The 16,887-nt window shown below is 47.8% G+C and carries 11 protein-coding genes; 6 read left to right on the forward strand and 5 right to left on the reverse strand.

What is annotated here, in order from left to right:
* The first annotated feature begins 118 nt into the window (after window positions 1-118).
* From RDN79_RS16310 to rsgA, 5 genes are all read left to right on the forward strand, one after another.
* The gene (locus RDN79_RS16310; protein WP_374044524.1) at window positions 119-1,969 is read left to right on the forward strand and encodes a GH32 C-terminal domain-containing protein; all 1,851 of its coding nucleotides are present in this window, start codon (window positions 119-121) and stop codon (window positions 1,967-1,969) included.
* A 12-nt stretch (window positions 1,970-1,981) separates the two neighbouring features.
* Window positions 1,982-3,154, forward strand: coding sequence for an MFS transporter (locus RDN79_RS16315; protein ID WP_374044525.1), 1,173 nt, complete (start codon window positions 1,982-1,984; stop codon window positions 3,152-3,154).
* Window positions 3,155-3,188: 34 nt separating this feature from the next.
* Window positions 3,189-4,073 (forward strand): carbohydrate kinase, encoded by an 885-nt coding sequence (locus tag RDN79_RS16320; protein ID WP_298553630.1) that lies wholly within the window; start codon window positions 3,189-3,191, stop codon window positions 4,071-4,073.
* A gap of 134 nt (window positions 4,074-4,207) precedes the next feature.
* Complete coding sequence (gene frr / locus RDN79_RS16325) at window positions 4,208-4,771, forward strand: ribosome recycling factor (protein WP_021862989.1); 564 nt, start codon at window positions 4,208-4,210, stop codon at window positions 4,769-4,771.
* Window positions 4,772-4,869: 98 nt separating this feature from the next.
* Window positions 4,870-5,802, forward strand: a complete 933-nt coding sequence (rsgA, locus tag RDN79_RS16330; protein ID WP_298553636.1) for a ribosome small subunit-dependent GTPase A — start codon at window positions 4,870-4,872, stop codon at window positions 5,800-5,802.
* Window positions 5,803-5,812: 10 nt separating this feature from the next.
* On the opposite strand, the gene dgt is transcribed toward rsgA, so the two are convergent.
* The 5 genes from dgt to RDN79_RS16355 all read right to left on the reverse strand — a co-directional run bounded on the left by dgt (window position 5,813) and on the right by RDN79_RS16355 (window position 12,294).
* Window positions 5,813-7,138 (reverse strand): dGTP triphosphohydrolase, encoded by a 1,326-nt coding sequence (dgt, locus tag RDN79_RS16335; protein WP_298553637.1) that lies wholly within the window; start codon window positions 7,136-7,138, stop codon window positions 5,813-5,815.
* Between the two features lie 14 nt (window positions 7,139-7,152).
* Window positions 7,153-7,761, reverse strand: a complete 609-nt coding sequence (locus RDN79_RS16340) for an L-threonylcarbamoyladenylate synthase (protein WP_298553639.1) — start codon at window positions 7,759-7,761, stop codon at window positions 7,153-7,155.
* A gap of 97 nt (window positions 7,762-7,858) precedes the next feature.
* On the reverse strand, window positions 7,859-8,716 hold the full coding sequence (locus RDN79_RS16345; protein ID WP_298553642.1) for an enoyl-ACP reductase: 858 nt from the start codon (window positions 8,714-8,716) through the stop codon (window positions 7,859-7,861).
* Window positions 8,717-8,823: 107 nt separating this feature from the next.
* The gene (locus RDN79_RS16350; protein WP_298553645.1) at window positions 8,824-11,289 is read right to left on the reverse strand and encodes a bifunctional UDP-N-acetylmuramoyl-tripeptide:D-alanyl-D-alanine ligase/alanine racemase; all 2,466 of its coding nucleotides are present in this window, start codon (window positions 11,287-11,289) and stop codon (window positions 8,824-8,826) included.
* A gap of 21 nt (window positions 11,290-11,310) precedes the next feature.
* Complete coding sequence (locus tag RDN79_RS16355) at window positions 11,311-12,294, reverse strand: GSCFA domain-containing protein (RefSeq protein WP_298553648.1); 984 nt, start codon at window positions 12,292-12,294, stop codon at window positions 11,311-11,313.
* Window positions 12,295-13,335: 1,041 nt separating this feature from the next.
* Here RDN79_RS16355 and RDN79_RS16360 point away from each other — a divergent pair.
* Window positions 13,336-16,707, forward strand: coding sequence for a DUF6383 domain-containing protein (locus tag RDN79_RS16360; RefSeq protein ID WP_308573279.1), 3,372 nt, complete (start codon window positions 13,336-13,338; stop codon window positions 16,705-16,707).
* Window positions 16,708-16,887 lie beyond the last annotated feature (180 nt).

The raw sequence follows: 16,887 nt of genomic DNA on the forward strand, positions 1-16,887 counted from the left end.
ATACAACAAATTTGATAACGAAAGCACGAATTTTTATATCCTTTCCTCTCCGGTTGTAGTAGCTTTGCGGTATCGGACAGGCAAACTGATTTAATAATCCATATATACATTAATTCTGATGAATATGAAAAAAATAACGAGACGTTTGGCAACCTTGATGCTGTGTGGAGCAACCCTCTTTACACCGGCAGCATGGGCAACTTCGGATGGGGTGGAGGTAAACCATCTGGGCGTGAACAACACCCTTGTCCGGGTGACGGGAAACGGAAATTACCTGCTGTTCCCGGTTCAAGAAGCCAACGATGATGCCCGTATCCATGTATTGGTAGATGGCAATATCGTCGAAACAATCTATGTCCGTCTTGCCCGGAGCAAAACGGACTACACGGTGCCTTACGACCTGACCCCTTATAAAGGGAAGCATGTCGTTTTTGAAATCGTGACGCCGCAAGGCCGGGAATCCCTTCGCGAGGCAAAGGAGGATGCCTGCTGGAAAGGGTTGGAACTGGTGGATGCGTTGGATACCATCAACCGTGAGAAATATCGTCCTGCTTTTCACCACACTCCGTTGTACGGCTGGATGAATGATCCCAACGGGATGTTTTACAAGGACGGCAAATGGCATCTCTATTACCAGTGTAATCCTTATGGTTCCAAATGGCAGAATATGACATGGGGGCATTCTGTCTCTTCGGATCTTATTCATTGGGAGCATAAGCCGAATGCTATTAAGCCGAACGGATTGGGGACGGTGTTCAGCGGCAGTTGCGCGATAGATGCCCGCAATACTGCCGGTTTCGGAAAAGATGCCGTGGTCGCCATGTACACATCGGCAGGCACAAGCCAGATGCAGAGCCTTGCTTCCAGCATCGACGATGGCATGACGTTCGACATCTATGCCGGCAACCCGACACTGACGTTAGAGAGCGAAGCCCGTGACCCCAATATGTTCTGGAACGAAAAGCTCGGTGAATGGAACCTCGTTCTGGCGCATGCCCTCGATCATGAGATGTTGTTCTTTTCGTCTCCGGATATGAAGAAATGGACATGGCAAGGCCGTTTCGGCAAAGGCATCGGTGCGCAAGACGGCGTATGGGAATGTCCGGATCTGTTTGAACTGCCCGTGGCCGGTTCCGACGAGACGAAGTGGGTGCTTTTGTGCAATATCAATCCCGGAGGTCCTTTCGGTGGCAGCGCCACCCAATATTTTGTCGGTGATTTCGATGGCAAGACCTTTAAGGCGGATACCGGTAAAGACGGTAACATCCCGACCAAGTGGCTCGACTACGGCAAGGACCATTATGCGACTGTGAGCTGGAGCGATGCTCCTGATAATCGTCGTACCGTGATCGGTTGGATGAGCAACTGGCAATATGCGGCCGATGTCCCGACCCTGCAGTACCGGAGTGCAAATACCCTTCCGCGCGAAGTCGGCTTATTCCGTGGGGCGGATGGCGAGGTATATGCTTCTTGTACTCCTTCGCCTGAATTGGAGGGCTTGCGGGATAAGCAGATCCGGAAGGCCGAAAAGGCGAATATCGGCAGGAAGTCGTGTTCGTATTCACTCCCCGCTGCCTACGATGGCATTTGTGAGATCTTGTTTGATATAGATGCTCGTAAATCGAAGGTGGTGGCGATGACGCTTTCCAATGAGGAGGGCGATAAGGTGGTGATGAAATATGATACCGAACGCCATACCCTGTCTTTCGACCGGCGGGAAAGCGGCCTTGTGGATTTCAGTGAAAACTTCCCGGCTGTTACCGTTTCTCCGACCTTTGAGGACAAAGGTGCCATCTCGCTCCGTCTTTTCATCGACCGTTCGAGCATAGAGGTGTTTGGCGATGGCGGGCGTTTTGTGATGACCAATCTTGTATTTCCTCGCCGACCCTATTCGCAGCTATCATTTTCTTCGGAAGGCGGCAATGCCCGTCTGAGTAATCTGAAGGTTTATTCTCTACTTAATGACTAAATAAAAAAGGCTATGACACAAACTACTATTACGGGACGCAAATCTTTGTTGCTTCAAATCATCCCGGTCATGCTCTGCTTCTTCGCCATGGGGTTTGTCGACCTCGTGGGGACCGCTTCCAACTATGTGCAGAAAGACTTGGGCCTTACTGATTCCGAGGCGAACCTTTTCCCTTCGCTCGTCTTTTTCTGGTTCTTGATATTTTCGGTGCCGACCGGTATGTTGATGAATAAGATAGGACGTAAGAAGACCGTGCTTATCAGCTTGATCGTAACGGCGCTGTCGTTGTTCCTTCCGGTTTTGGGAGATACTTATCCGGTTATGTTAGTCTCTTTCTCGTTGTTGGGTATCGGCAATGCCATTATGCAGACTTCGCTTAATCCGTTGGTGACAAACCTGATTGCCGGCGACAAGTTGGCATCCACGCTTACGTTCGGTCAGTTTGTCAAGGCGATCGCTTCTTTTCTTGCGCCTATCATAGCCGCTTGGGGAGCTACGACTGTTTTCCCGACTTTCGGTTTGGGGTGGAGGGCTTTGTTTGTGATCTATGCGATCATCGGTTTCCTTTCGATTTCTCTGTTGGCCGCGACTCCCATCGAGGAGGAAAAGCCCGATAAGGCATCCGGCATAGGCGAGTCGTTGAAATTGTTGAGCCGACCGTTTATCTTGCTTTGTTTCTTAGGTATTGTATGCCATGTCGGGATTGATGTGGGGACGAATACCACCGCCCCTAAAATCGTTATGGAGCGTTTGGGACTTCCGCTTGAAGAAGCCGGATTTGCGACTGGTATCTATTTTATTTTTCGTACGGCCGGTTGTTTTTTAGGGACGTTCATCTTGCGTTTTGTATCGCCCAAGCGTTTCTTTGCGATCAGCGCGTTGATGATGTTCGCCGGAATGGGCGTCCTTTTCGTGTGCGACACGCTTCTTCCCCTTTATGTAGGAATCGGTTTGATCGGATTCGGAAACTCCAATATCTTCTCGGTTGTCTTCTCGCAGGCGCTTATCTCTGCCCCCCGTGAAAAGAACGAGGTTTCCGGCTTGATGATCATGGGGCTGTTCGGCGGGACGATTTTCCCGCTTGCCATGGGGTATGCCGCCGATGCGACCGGGCAGGCGGGGGCTGTGGGCATCATGACCCTGGGAGTCCTTTATCTGCTTTATTATACGTTGAAAATCAAATAAAATAATCTTATAATTAAATAGTTATCCAATCATCATGAATGATATCGTAGTAGGAATGGGCGAAGCACTTTGGGATGTGCTTCCCGAAGGAAAAAAAATTGGAGGGGCGCCTGCCAATTTTGCTTATCATGTCTCTCAATTCGGATTGTCCAGTTGTGTGGTCAGTGCCATCGGTGATGATCCGCTTGGCCATGAAATCCTGGAAAACTTCACGTCGAAAGGGCTGAATTGCCTGATCGGGAAAGTCCCTTATCCCACAGGAACGGTACAGGTCGAGATTGACCAGGCCGGCATACCGCGATATGAAATCAAGGAAAATGTGGCTTGGGACAACATCCCTTACACTTCTCAGCTCGAAGCGTTGGCAAAGCAGACCAAGGCGGTATGTTTCGGTTCATTGGCACAACGGAACGTGGTGTCGCGCGATACGATTGGTCGTTTTCTTGATGCGATGCCTCACAAGGAGGACAACCTGATTGTGTTTGACGTGAATTTGCGACAGGGATTCTATAATAAGGAAATTCTCTGCAATTCGATGAAGCGTTGCAACATCTTGAAGATAAATGACGAAGAGCTTGTCACCGTGAGCCGTATGTTCGGTTATCCGGGTATCGACCTTCAAGACAAATGTTGGATTTTATTGGGCAAGTACAATCTCAAGATGCTGATCCTCACGTGTGGTGTCAACGGCAGTTATGTGTTCACCCCCGGCAATGTCTCTTTCCAGCCTACTCCACGGGTGGAGGTGGCCGATACCGTAGGGGCGGGCGATTCGTTTACGGCGGCTTTCATCTCCTCCCTTCTTAAAGGCAAGAGCGTAGCTGAGGCGCATTCCCTTGCGGTACAGACTTCGGCTTTTGTCTGTACGAAAAAAGGGGCGATGCCTGTATTGCCCGAAGCGTTGCTTCAGATGCGGTAGTCCAGACATGTAAACCGGATTTTCGGAGAAACTTGTACATATTTCCGTAAACAGTTTTGCCCCCCGAAAAAAATTACTATTTTTGTTTGTCGATTAAAAATCATCAGTCAAAAATCATAAATCAATAAATCTCAATGGCAGATATAAAACAGTATGTAAAGGCGGCAGAAGAGAAGATGACTTTCGCGATCGAATATTTGGACGAACAGTTGTCTCATATCCGTGCCGGTAAGGCGAATCCGAAAATTTTGGATTGCGTGAGAGTAATGTATTACGGTGCTCCTGTCCCTTTGACAAATGTGGCTACCGTAACTGTTCCGGATGCAAGAACGATCATGATCACCCCGTGGGAGAAGAAGATTATCAAGGATATTGAAAAAGGAATCATGGATTCCGAAGTCGGTATCACTCCTGAAAACAATGGTGAAGTGATCCGTTTGGGCATTCCTCCTCTGACCGAAGAACGTCGTCGCCAGTTGGCTAAGCAATCCAAGCAGGAAGCGGAAACTGCCAAGATCAGTGTCCGTAACGCCCGCCGTGATGCCATCGAACAATTGAAGAAGAGCATCAAGACCGACGGAACTCCTGAGGATGTCGAGAAAGACGCAGAAGCGGAAGTGCAGAAGGTTCATGATAAGTATATCAAGAAAGTGGATGAACTCTACGCTGCAAAAGAAAAAGAAATAATGACAGTATAATAAATTGAAAATTGAAAGTTGAAGATTGAAAATGAAGGAATACTCCGCTTCTTTTCAGTCTTTAATTTTCAATTTTCAACTTTCAATTTTCAATTAACATGAGGGGATTGGTTATTAAGAATACGGGTAGCTGGTATACCGTACGCACCGATGATGGTCGCGATATAGAAAGTAAGATCAAAGGGAATTTCCGCCTGAAAGATATCCGCACCACCAATCCTGTTGCGGTCGGGGACCGGGTCGATATCGATATCAACGCCGAAGGGACCGCCTTCATCACCGAGATCGAAGACCGGAAGAATTACATCATCCGCCGTGCTTCCAATCTATCCAAGCAGTCGCATATCATTGCCGCGAATGTAGACCAGGCGATGCTGATCGTGACGGTCAACTATCCGATTACCACCACTGTTTTTATCGACCGTTTTCTTGCCACTGCCGAGGCCTATCGTGTGCCGGTGAAGCTGGTCTTCAACAAAATAGACCGTTATCATGGCGGGGATCGGGAATTGCTGGACGGCCTGATCAATCTTTATACGACGATCGGTTATCCTTGTTCCATGCTTTGTGCCCGTACCGAAGAGGGCCTGGACGTGTTGAAAGAAGACCTTAGAGGGAAGATCACCCTGTTGTCCGGTCATTCCGGTGTGGGGAAATCGACTATCATCAATAAACTGGTTCCCGGTGCGGGGCTTCGTACCGGCGATATCTCCGAATATCACAACAAGGGGATGCATACCACTACCTTTTCCGAAATGATCCCTTTGCCGGATGGCGGTTACCTGATCGACACTCCGGGTATCAAAGGTTTTGGCACGATCGAGATGGAAGGTGCGGAAATCGCCCATTATTTCCCCGAAATATTCAAATTCTCCGCCGATTGCAAATTCAACAACTGCTCCCACCGCCACGAGCCGGGCTGTGCCGTGTTGCGTGCCGTGGAAGAACATTATATCAGCGAATCGCGATATAAAAGCTACCTGAGCATCCTGGATGATAAGCAGGAGAGCAAATACAGGGAAGAATATTGATAATGCCAGGTTATACCGCCGGCAAGCTCATCCCTGTGATCTTGCGGTATAAATCCAATGCATATACATCTGTCATGCCGGAGATATAATCGAGGACGCATTGTACTTTGCCGTAGACGGTCGGCGCGTTCGTGTCGTACTGTTCCGGGATGCGTTGCAACAGGAGCTTGCTGTAGGCGTGGTCCTGGTTCATGACAGCCTCCGTCAGCGTATCGATCAAATGGCTGAAGATGTGGTAACCGGCCAGTTCGATGTCTAAGACTTCTTTGGCGCGGTATATCTTTTTGTAAGCGGTTTTTGAGCAAGTTTCATAGGCGGTCTTTGCTTGGTCGCAAATGTTGTCGATAAGCGGAGTGTTGTATGTCCCGTTGAGGATTCCTGCCTCGTTTTCGAGGAAGATACGGGAACATTCGTCCACCAAGAGGCCGATGATGCAGGAGCGCAGGTAAGCGATCTGCTCGTTGGTATCGTCCACCATCTTCATGACGCGGACAATATGGTCGAGGCGTTCCCCTTCGAAGAAGTTGAGGAGCAGCCGGATGGCCTCTTCCGTCGTCAGGATATGCAGTTTGCAGGCATCCTCGATATCCATGATCTGGTAGCAGATATCGTCGGCGGCTTCCACCAAATAGACAAGCGGATAACGGACGAACTTGTTTGCGTCTTCCGGGTTCCGGCAAATGCCTAATTCGTCGGCAATGCGCAGGTAATCCTCCTCTTCCGACTGGAAGAAACCGAATTTCCCTTTCTTCCCGGCATAAACGGAAGAATACGGATATTTGATGATGGAGGCAAGCGTGCTGTATGTCAGGGCAAAGCCCCCTTTGCGGCGCCCGATGAACTGGTGGGTGAGCAGGCGCATGGCATTCGCATTCCCTTCGAAATGGAGGAAATCTTCATAGCGGCCTCCTTCGTCGAGAATCTTTTCCTGTAACTTTTTCCCGTTGCCTTCGGCGAAGTAGGCGGAGATCGCCCGCTCTCCTGAATGTCCGAACGGCGGGTTGCCCATGTCGTGGGCAAGGCAGGCGGCTGAGACGATGGAACCTATTTCCGGGAAATTGACGCTTCCGTCGGGATATTTCTGCATCAGGCCTTTGGCGACATTATTGCCTAACGAGCGGCCTACGCAGGAAACTTCCAGGCTATGGGTCAAACGGTTGTGCACGAATATACTGCCCGGTAGCGGGAATACCTGCGTCTTGTTCTGCAAGCGGCGGAAAGGGGAGGAAAAGATCAGGCGGTCGTAGTCCCGCTGAAAATCGGTGCGCTCATGTTTACGTTCGTGATATTCCTCCATTCCGAAGCGTTTGCCGGAGAGTAATTGGTTCCAGTTCATCTTGTCTTGTTTGCTTAATAGATTAATTCTCCTTTTCCCTGGCGGATGATTTCAAAGTCGTCTGTCGTGCAGTCGATGACGGTCGAGGCTTCCGTGCCTCCGTAACCGCCGTCGATGACGATGTCCACCTGGTTTTCATACTTTTCTTCGATCAGTTCGGGATCGGTACTGTATTCGATGATGTCGTCTTCGTCATGCAAAGACATGGTCAGGATCGGATTTCCGAGTTCCCGTACAAGTGTGCGGATAATAGTATTGTCCGGCACGCGGATCCCCACCTCTTTCCTGTTCTTGTAGATCTTGGGCAGCTCGCTGCTGGTAGGCAGGATGAAGGTAAAGGCGCCCGGCAGGTTCTTCTTCATCAGCTTGAAAGCGGCGTTGCTTAATTTGGCGTATTCGCTCAGGTTGGAAAGGTCATAACAGATAATGGACAGGTTGCTTTTCTGCGGGTTGACGCCTTTCATCTGGCAGATCTTTTCGACTGCACGTACATTCAACGCGTCACAACCGATGGCATAAACGGTGTCGGTCGGGTAAATCACGAGGCCGCCGTCGCGCATGATATCGACCACCTTGGCTATTTCCCTGGGATGGGGGTTTTCGGGGTATATTTTTACGAGCATAACTATTCAATTGATAATTGACAATTGACAATTAGGAGGCGACAATCTTTTCTTAAATTGTCAATTATCCATTGTCAATTGTCCATTCATTACGACTTTAGCCGTAAATGATGTGTCCGTTTTCGTCGGTATATTCTTCCAGACCTTTGCTGTATTGGTTCATGGCGCGAAGGCTCATCCCCATGCTTGAGAAGCCACCGTCGTGATAGAGGTTCTGCATCGTCACTTTGCGGGTGAGGTCGGAGAACATCATGACGCAGTAGTCTGCACATTCGTCGGCTGTGGCGTTGCCCAGCGGACTCATCTTTTCGGCGAAATCCATCAAATGGTCCATCCCTTTCACGCCGCTGCCGGCCGTAGTCAGCGTAGGGGACTGGGAAATGGTATTGATACGCACGTTCTTTTCACGGCCATAGATATAACCGAAGCTGCGGGCGATCGATTCCAGCAGGCTCTTGGCATCTGCCATGTCGTTATATCCGAAGAATGTACGCTGTGCCGCCACATACGAGAGGGCGATCACCGAACCGTATTCGGCAATGGCATCCTGCTTTTTGGCAACCTGCAACATCTTGTGGAAAGAGAGGGCGGAGATGTCCAGCGTCTTTTCCAGCATACCGTAGTCCAGATCGTCGTAAGTACGTTTCTTGCGCACGTTCGGGCTCATGCCGATGGAATGTAAAACGAAATCTATCTTACCCCCTAATATTTCTACTGATTTAGAGAAAACCGTTTCCAAATCTTCCACGCTCGTAGCATCCGCCGGAATAACTTCGGCGTGCAACTTCTCGGCTAAGGCATCCACCTGCCCCATACGAACGGCGATAGGCGTGTTGCTCAGTGTGATCGTTGCTCCTTCTTCTACGGCTCTTTCAGCCACCTTCCAGGCGATGGACATGTCATTCAGCGCACCGAATATAATGCCTCGCTTGCCTTTCAATAAATTATGACTCATACCTTTTATTTTAATATGTTACGGCACAAAGGTAGTAAAAATGTGCAAGATACGCAATTGCTTACACGAAACCCCCTTAAGTCCGGGGCGGGACGGGCCCCGGATATTTATTCCCTGTAGTAAACCCTTTTTACCCTTGGCGAAATAGAGGTAAGTATCTCGTAAGGGATGGTCTTCAACTTGTCTGAAAGTTCGCTGACGGGGAGTTCTTCTCCGAAGATGATGACGGTGTCTCCTTCGCGCGCGTCGATATCGGTGACGTCGATCATGCAGGCATCCATGCAGATATTGCCGATGATCGGACAGCGGTGGCCGTTGATCACGACTTCGCCGCCGCCATTACTGAAATGACGGTCCAGGCCGTCGGCATAACCGATCGGGATAATCGCGATGCGGGAATCGCGCTTTACATAGCTCATCCGGCTGTAACCGATGGAATCGCCTGCCCGAACGTTTTGTATCTGCAAGATACTCGTCTTCAGCGTGCTGATGTTACGCAACCCTTTCTGGCCGGAGGCGCTGACCCCGTACAGGCCGATGCCGAGGCGCACCATATCCATCTGGTAATCGGTGAACCGTTCGATGCCGGCCGAATTCAGGATATGCTTGATCACCTTGTATTCCAGTCCGGCTTCCAGTTCTGCTGCCGCGCGGGTGAACGTATCCAATTGCTTTTTCGTGAAATCGTCGAAGATATAGGAGTCGCTGCCTACGAGATGCGAGAATACGGAGCGGGCAACCACGCCGCTTTGTTCCTTCAGGCGACGGCAAATCTCCGGAACATCCTCCGGCTGGAAACCCAGACGGTGCATGCCTGTGTCGATCTTGATATGGATCGGATAGGAGGTAATGCCCCTGCGTTCCGTCTCTTTTATCATCGCGTCGAGCAGGCGGAAACTGTACACTTCCGGCTCCAACTGGTTTTCAAACAAGACATTGAAGCTGCTGAATTCCGGATTCATGACGATAAGCGGGATCGAGATGCCTTCCTTGCGCAGTTCCTCCCCTTCGTCGGCGACGGCAACAGCCAGGTAGTCGCAACGGTGTTCCTGCAGAGTCTTTGCCAGTTCGTAGGAACCGGCGCCGTATCCGAAAGCCTTGACCATGCAGACCATCTTCGTCTCCGGCTTCAGCTTCGAGCGGTAATAGTTGAAGTTATGGACAACAGCATCCAGGTTCACTTCCAAGATCGTCTCATGCACTTTCTTCTCCAACAGCTCGGAGATACGCTCGAAATGGAATTGGCGGGAGCCTTTTATCAGGATCAACTCGTCTTTGAACTTCTTGAAAGACGGGGACTTGATGAACTCCTCCGTTGTCAGGTAAAACTCTTTCTCGATATCGAAAGCTGCTCCGTACTCTTTCAGGTCGCGGCCGATACCGATAATGCGGTCGATCTTCTTTCTGCGCACGAGGTCCGCGACTTTCTTATACAGAGACTTCGGCAGCGTCCCCGATTGCAGGATGTCCGAAAGGATCAGCGTGCATTTCAAGTCCTTTTCTACGCGGCGGCTCTGCTGGAAGTCGAGGGCGATATCCAGAGAATTGATATCCGAATTGTAGGTGTCGTTTATCAACAGGCAGTTGTTGATGCCTTGCTTCACGTCCAAGCGCATGGCGACCGGCTCGAGGCGTTTGAACTTTTCGACATCGTTTACGCTTGTCGGCTTCAGATACAACATCACGGCCATACAGTGGATGACGTTTTCGATAGAAGCGTCGTCCGTAAAAGGAATCGTGTATGTCCGGTCGAAACCTAAAAGCGTGCAGCGGATGATGGTTTCGGATTCCAGCTTCTTGATCGATTCGATATACAAAGGCGCTTCCGAGTCTGTCCGGCTCCAGGTGATTGCCTTGTGGGACAGGCAGGCCGACTCGACGCAGCCTCCGATAAAGGCATCGTCGCCGTCATAAATGATCGCTTCGCAGTCGTTGAACAAAGTCAGCTTTTCCAGGCATTTCTGCGTGGAAGAGATAAAGTTCTCCTGATGCGCTTCCCCTATGTTCGTGATCACGCCGATGGTCGGTGCGATGATCGGTTGCAGGCGTTCCATTTCGTCCGGTTGGGAAATGCCGGCTTCGAAGATGCCTAATGTATTCTTGTCGCTCATCTGCCATACCGACAGCGGAACCCCCAATTGCGAGTTGTAGCTCCGGGGAGAGCGGACGATGTTGAACTCGTTGTGCAATAATTGATAGAGAAACTCTTTTACAATCGTTTTCCCATTGCTTCCCGTAATGCCGATTACCGGGATATTGAAACGTTTCCGGTGATGGGCCGCCAACTTCTGGAGCGCTTTCAGCGTATCCTTGACGACAAGGAAGTTCGCTTCAGGCATCGACTCGAACTCCGGTAAGACAGTGCTGACTACGAAATTGCGTACGCGTAACTTATATAAACCTTGTATATAATTATGTCCGTCGTTGGTCTTTGTCTGGAGGGCAAAGAATAGACTTTGTTCCGGGAATGAAAGACGGCGGCTGTCGGTAAGCAGGATGCTGACAGGAGCGTCATGTAATTTCTTGGCGTCAGCTCCGATTATTCCGGCGATCTCTTTAATTGAATATTCCATTCTTTTTCTCTATAATTAGGTTTAGAACTTCTTTTTAATCATTTCGACTTCATTTGTCATATCAAAGTAAGGGAATTTCTCGTTAAGTCGTTCCATCTTTAACAAAGTTTGCGAGATGAATCGTTTATAGGCTTCGCTTTCCGGTTGAAACGGCTTGTGGTTAATGGCCTTTTGGATATCCTTCCATTCTTTAAGAATCGACAGCGAATCCGGTGAAAACATGCTGTCCGCGAACCGTTCCCAGATATATTCGACCGCCGCGGGGGAGGGGTGCAGCATATCGTCGGCATAGAAACGGTACTCCCTCAATTCGTCCATCATGATTTCGTAAGCCGGAAAATAGGCGGTGCGTCCCGGAAATTCCTTTTGCAGCGCGTCGATGGCAAGCAGGAGGGCGGCTTTGCTGAGCTGGTTGCCGTGCGCCCCGTCTTTCCAATGGCGGATCGGACTGACGGTGAAGAGCAGCTTCATCTCCGGATTCTGTTCCCAAAGCGACAGGAGCAGGCTTTTCCATTCCGCTACGATCTCGCCGACGGTGAGTAGCTGCCGGTCGAACATCTTTTCCGGCAGCTTATGGCAGTTGGAAACGACCTTTCCCGAACTTTTCAACCTGTAGACCCATGCCGTGCCGAAGGTCAGGATCATCCGGCGGGCTTCCCGTATCGTACCGGCGGAACTGAACAGCCGCCCGTTGATATTTTCGAGGCATTCCGTTTCCGAAGGCGAGGAGAAGCGGCTGTGATGGCTGAAGCTATGGTAAATCCCTTCATGCCGGAAAAGATCATCCCCTGTGAACCGTTCCGGACGAAGCAGCATGCGAATTGCCCCGGCTATGGAAGAAGGGTTATAAAGCGTGCCGAACGGATTCAGGTCGGTCTTGAACTTGTTTTCCTCCAACTTCTTTCCGATATTCTCGGCAAAGCAGGAACCGAGCAGAACCGTTTGCTCCGTATGGGAAAAGGCAAACGGGGCTTTCGGGATGGAGATGCGGGTATAAAATTCCATATTGTTAATGTGTTTTTGAGGAATGACGGCTGTTTTTCGACATTCGGTTTTTATTCTTGCAGCAACCAATCTGTACATATTCGTGGATGCCCATGATGGAATGTTTTTTGAATATCCGCCGCAAAGATAACCATTCAATGGCGAAAATCATCTGATTCAGGGCAACCCTACCAAAATTAGGCAGAAACATAAATGCTGATTCATGGGTGGCTAACAGACAAGGTTGTGCTTTCATGAAGTTCCCTTACGAGGAAACTCTCGTTTCCTAACGAGGAAACTTCCGTTTCCAGCATAGGAAACGCTCGTTCCCTGCAGGGGGAATTTCTGTTTCCTTCAGGGGGAAACTGTAATGGATTGGTTATCAATGTTTCTTAATACACTGTTTTGAGAGCCGTTTTTCACTTTGTGTCTTTCTCAATGGTATGGGCGGTACGGTCTTGTTCGGTAGCAATTGCCATCTATGACGACCGCATAGAAATAGAGAACCCCGGTTCATTTAAATGTACCGTTGGGGAGTGGGAAAGGGGTTTTTTGCCGTTTTTAGCCTGTTTTTTCGCTGTTTTCTCAAAAATGCCGTTTTTCTACTTTTAGTATTACTTGAACAAAAGGGCGTAAATTGTTAGGAGTGAGAATTATATGCTTGCTTATGGGAAATGACGAAAAAGGCCGTTTTTGAGAGGATAAAATGGCTTGTTCTTTGCTTGTAACTTATTGGGAATAAAAGAAATAGGAAGGTGAAATCGAAATGACTAAAAAAACGTACGTTTAGATTCGTCATTTTTCAGCTACAAAAATACGCATACTTTTTAAACCTGCAACCCTTTTCTCCAAGAAAATTTCTTTTTCTATATTCTTTCTTATCAATTAGATAGCTTATCGAGTACAAACATACCGCCTTTTTACCACGAACCTCCTGTTGCCCCTCCGAAAATGACTAAAATAAACGTACGTTTTCATTATCAAAATACATACGTTAACATTCATCGGAGTTGTATACATTATATAACAAATAGGTTTTATTACTAATTAAATTATTAAATTATGAACAAGAGATTTTCTACTCTTTTGACCGGCGCTCTGCTGGTCGGTTCGGTCGCTGCGAATGCAACTGGCATCAATGTTGATGTCGCGACTAAGATCGAGCAGTTGGCGAATGGTTCTCGTTATTATGTGCTGTCTACAGCTAAGGTTACTACTTCTGGGGCTGCTACTACTGTTGTCTCTATGGATGGTGCAGATGCAAAGGTTATTACTTCTGTTAACACTCCGTTGGCTGAAATCAACAAACAACTTTGGAGTATAAAAGTTAATGCCGTTGCAGGTGCTAACCGTTTTGTCTTTACAAACAAGGCGGAAGGTATGACGCTTTCTTTTGATCCTGCAAATGCGATTGATATTTCTGCAGGTAGTATTGCTACTCCTGCGGCAGATAACAAAGCATTTCAGATGACCGATGTTGAAACTGAATGGAGCTGGGTAACTACTAAGGATGCAACATCTGAACTTGCAGATGCTGCTGAACTTGCAGCTTATTTCCACAAGGACTCTGTTATGAAGTTATATCAACTAACATCTGGAGGTGAGGTATTTGCTGTAAAATATGCCAATACCGCTGCTGCTCCTTCTGTTACTGGTGCTACGGAAGTTAAAGTTCAGGCTGTTCAACCGGGAACTCAGGTTCTTACTGCTGCTGATTTGAACGTATTGGGTGAAGGTGCTAACAAGTACTTTACTATTGATGCAGGCCAGACACTGAAAGGCAATCCTTTTGCAGGTGCTAAATGGCAGGCTCAAACAATTGCAACAGGCGGTCAAAGTAGCACTGATGCAGCAAACTTTGTTTATGGTACATCGACAAGTGGCATGGTTGCTACAACTGCAAATTATGTTGTATTGAACAAAATCGGTTCTGACAATAAGCCTTCTTTTACATTTGCCAATGTTGATACTGCGTTTTATGATGGTGTTGCCATTAATAAAGACACTTGGTATAAATTGACTACATCAGCAGGTAAAGTAACAAGTAATGCAGGTGTAGTTTCCACATTAGACTCTTTGGCTAAAAAGGGGGGACTTGCTCAGGAAGCATTCGAGTTCCAATTCTCACGCGATTTGTTTAAGGATAGTGTAATTGTAGCTGTTAATGCTGATGGTTTAAAGGAATATAAAGACGTTATAGCCGATCCTGCAGATAAGGTATTTGGCAGATTGACTCATTGGGGAACTAAACAATCGGATGGGACAAAGGTTGGCTATACCACTTTGTCTTATGCCTTATTGGATAACGCAAATGTCTTGACTCTTTATACAGCAGGTGAAGAAGAAAATCTTCCGTTCTACGTATCCGGCGCACTTGTTGAAAGCACCGCTACCTCTGTCGAAGACGGTCTGTATTACATCAAGAACAAAGCAGGTCAATACCTGGCTGCTCCTATCTATAACACTACAAACGGAACAACTTCTGCTGCTAAATGGGTGACTGTAAACGGAGGTTTGCAGGAAGTGGCTCACATGCCGGCTTACCAGTGGGTAGTTTTGAAAGATAGAATCTATTCTGAAACAGCTAAAAAAACTTCTACGGTTACAATCACAAACCGTGAGTTTACAGCAACAGTGGGTGCTAATGTTCAGTTGAACCAGAAAGACGAAGCAAGCTGTCTGTATACAAGTGCTATTACTGGTTTGTCCATTGCTGCTACCGACTCTTTGGTATTTGATCCGATCAAAGACTTGGCAATCCTGTCAGATACTTTGTTAGGTTATAAGAACTTCGAGGCGGACTCCCTGCTTGTAAACCGTTATACATTCAACTACCTGCACGACTATGCAGACAGCAAGTATATCGTTAAATCAGCAAAAGACTCTTTGGCTCAGGCTACGGATGGAACTCAGCCGTTTGTCATTGAAGCAGAAGATGATATTTATGATTATGGTTATAACGTAACTCCTGCCGTCGCAGAACGTATCGCAGGCTTGAAACAATTACGCAGACAGGCTTACCAGGTATATCTTCCGACAGCAAAGGGTAAACTTTACCTGTCAAAGAATGCTGAAAACAAGTATATGTTTACAGTTCCGGCTTACGGTACTCCTTCTACATTCTTGTTCAAGGAAGAAAACGACCTGACAAGCAACAAGCATTACCATGCTTTGGTAGCTGTTACTGAAAATTTGGGTACTCTTGCTTCTGAAACATATACAAAAGTCGGTGTTATCGACGCTTCCGCTATCCTGGAAGACCAGAAAATGAACGAACAGAGAACATCTGCCTTCAACATCGGTAAATACGATGCTCCTCTGTACCGTCGTTTCAATTCTCAGAAATTGGAAGGCAACGCAGGTGATGCTGCCGATACATTGCGTTTCGTAGAAAAGTATCGTAAAGAATACCTGCAGGTTGAAGCAAACGAAAACTTCAAAGTTAAAGGTATCGACTTCTTAGGTATCTATACTCCGGACTTTACGAAAGACGGTAAATCGTTCATCGTTGATACAGCCTTTGTAAACCGTGGGAGCGGTAACATCAAACCTCAGTATCTGATCTCTATCGACCGCGACGATGTTGCGGGCAAAGACGCTGAACCGTGTCCGTTGGAACACAATCATGGTTATGACAAAGACGGCAACCCGTTAGACAAATGGTCTTGTTCACATGCAACACCGGCAACCGGCGGCTTCCACTATGGTAAATACCTGGTTAATTTCGCCGATTCTGTAGATCACGCTGCCAAGAGCGCAGATTACGGTTGGAAGGGTTATACACGTGCCGGTTTCGTGAAAGCCGTTCACATGGGTGATAGCCTGTATATCCTGGCTGGTCAGTTTGCAGATGTAACTCCGGCTACTTTCGACACTGCTGCAATCCACAAAGCTGTTAAAGATGGCAAGTATGCAGCTGAGTATATTAAAGATTTGCAAGGCGATGCTCATAAGCTCGTAACATGGTCAATGCGTTTCGTAGATCCTGAAAATGCTGCAAACGAAGTAGAAGATGACCGTTCATTCCTGATGGAATCTCAGGGAGAAGGTGAGATTGCTCCGATTAACGGCCAGTGGTTGAAGATGCAGAACGGTTGTATCGTATTGTCAGGTTCTTTGGATGGTTCTGAGTCTTCATTCGACCAGATTACAGGTGAAGACGATGCTTTGATCTTCAACATCGAAAAGGGTAACAAAGAAGATATGGCAACAGACAACGAAGCAATCGCAACATCCGAAGTAACCGTTATCGCCCAGGAAGGTGCAGTAAGAATCGCGAACGCCGAAGGCAAAAAGGTTGTTATCTCTAACATCTTAGGCCAGGTAGTCGCTAACACGGTTATCACTTCAAGCGACGCAGTTATCGCTGCTCCCCAGGGTGTAGTCGTAGTAGCTGTTGAAGGCGAAGAAGCTGTCAAAGCAATTGTAGAATAAAAGAAACACAAAAATTTCCCTTGCCGGGGGATTGATCCCCCGGCAAAAGAGAAATATTTTATAATCAAATAATTCTAAAGTGTTTGACCGTGCAAAACGGAAGTTTTAATTACCCTGCGACAGGTGAACAAGCGGCCAGATTTAATATTAATAATACTAAAGTATATTGAATTTAAAAGT

The organism is uncultured Parabacteroides sp., from assembly GCF_902493135.1.
Taxonomy (GTDB): Bacteria; Bacteroidota; Bacteroidia; order Bacteroidales; family Tannerellaceae; genus Parabacteroides.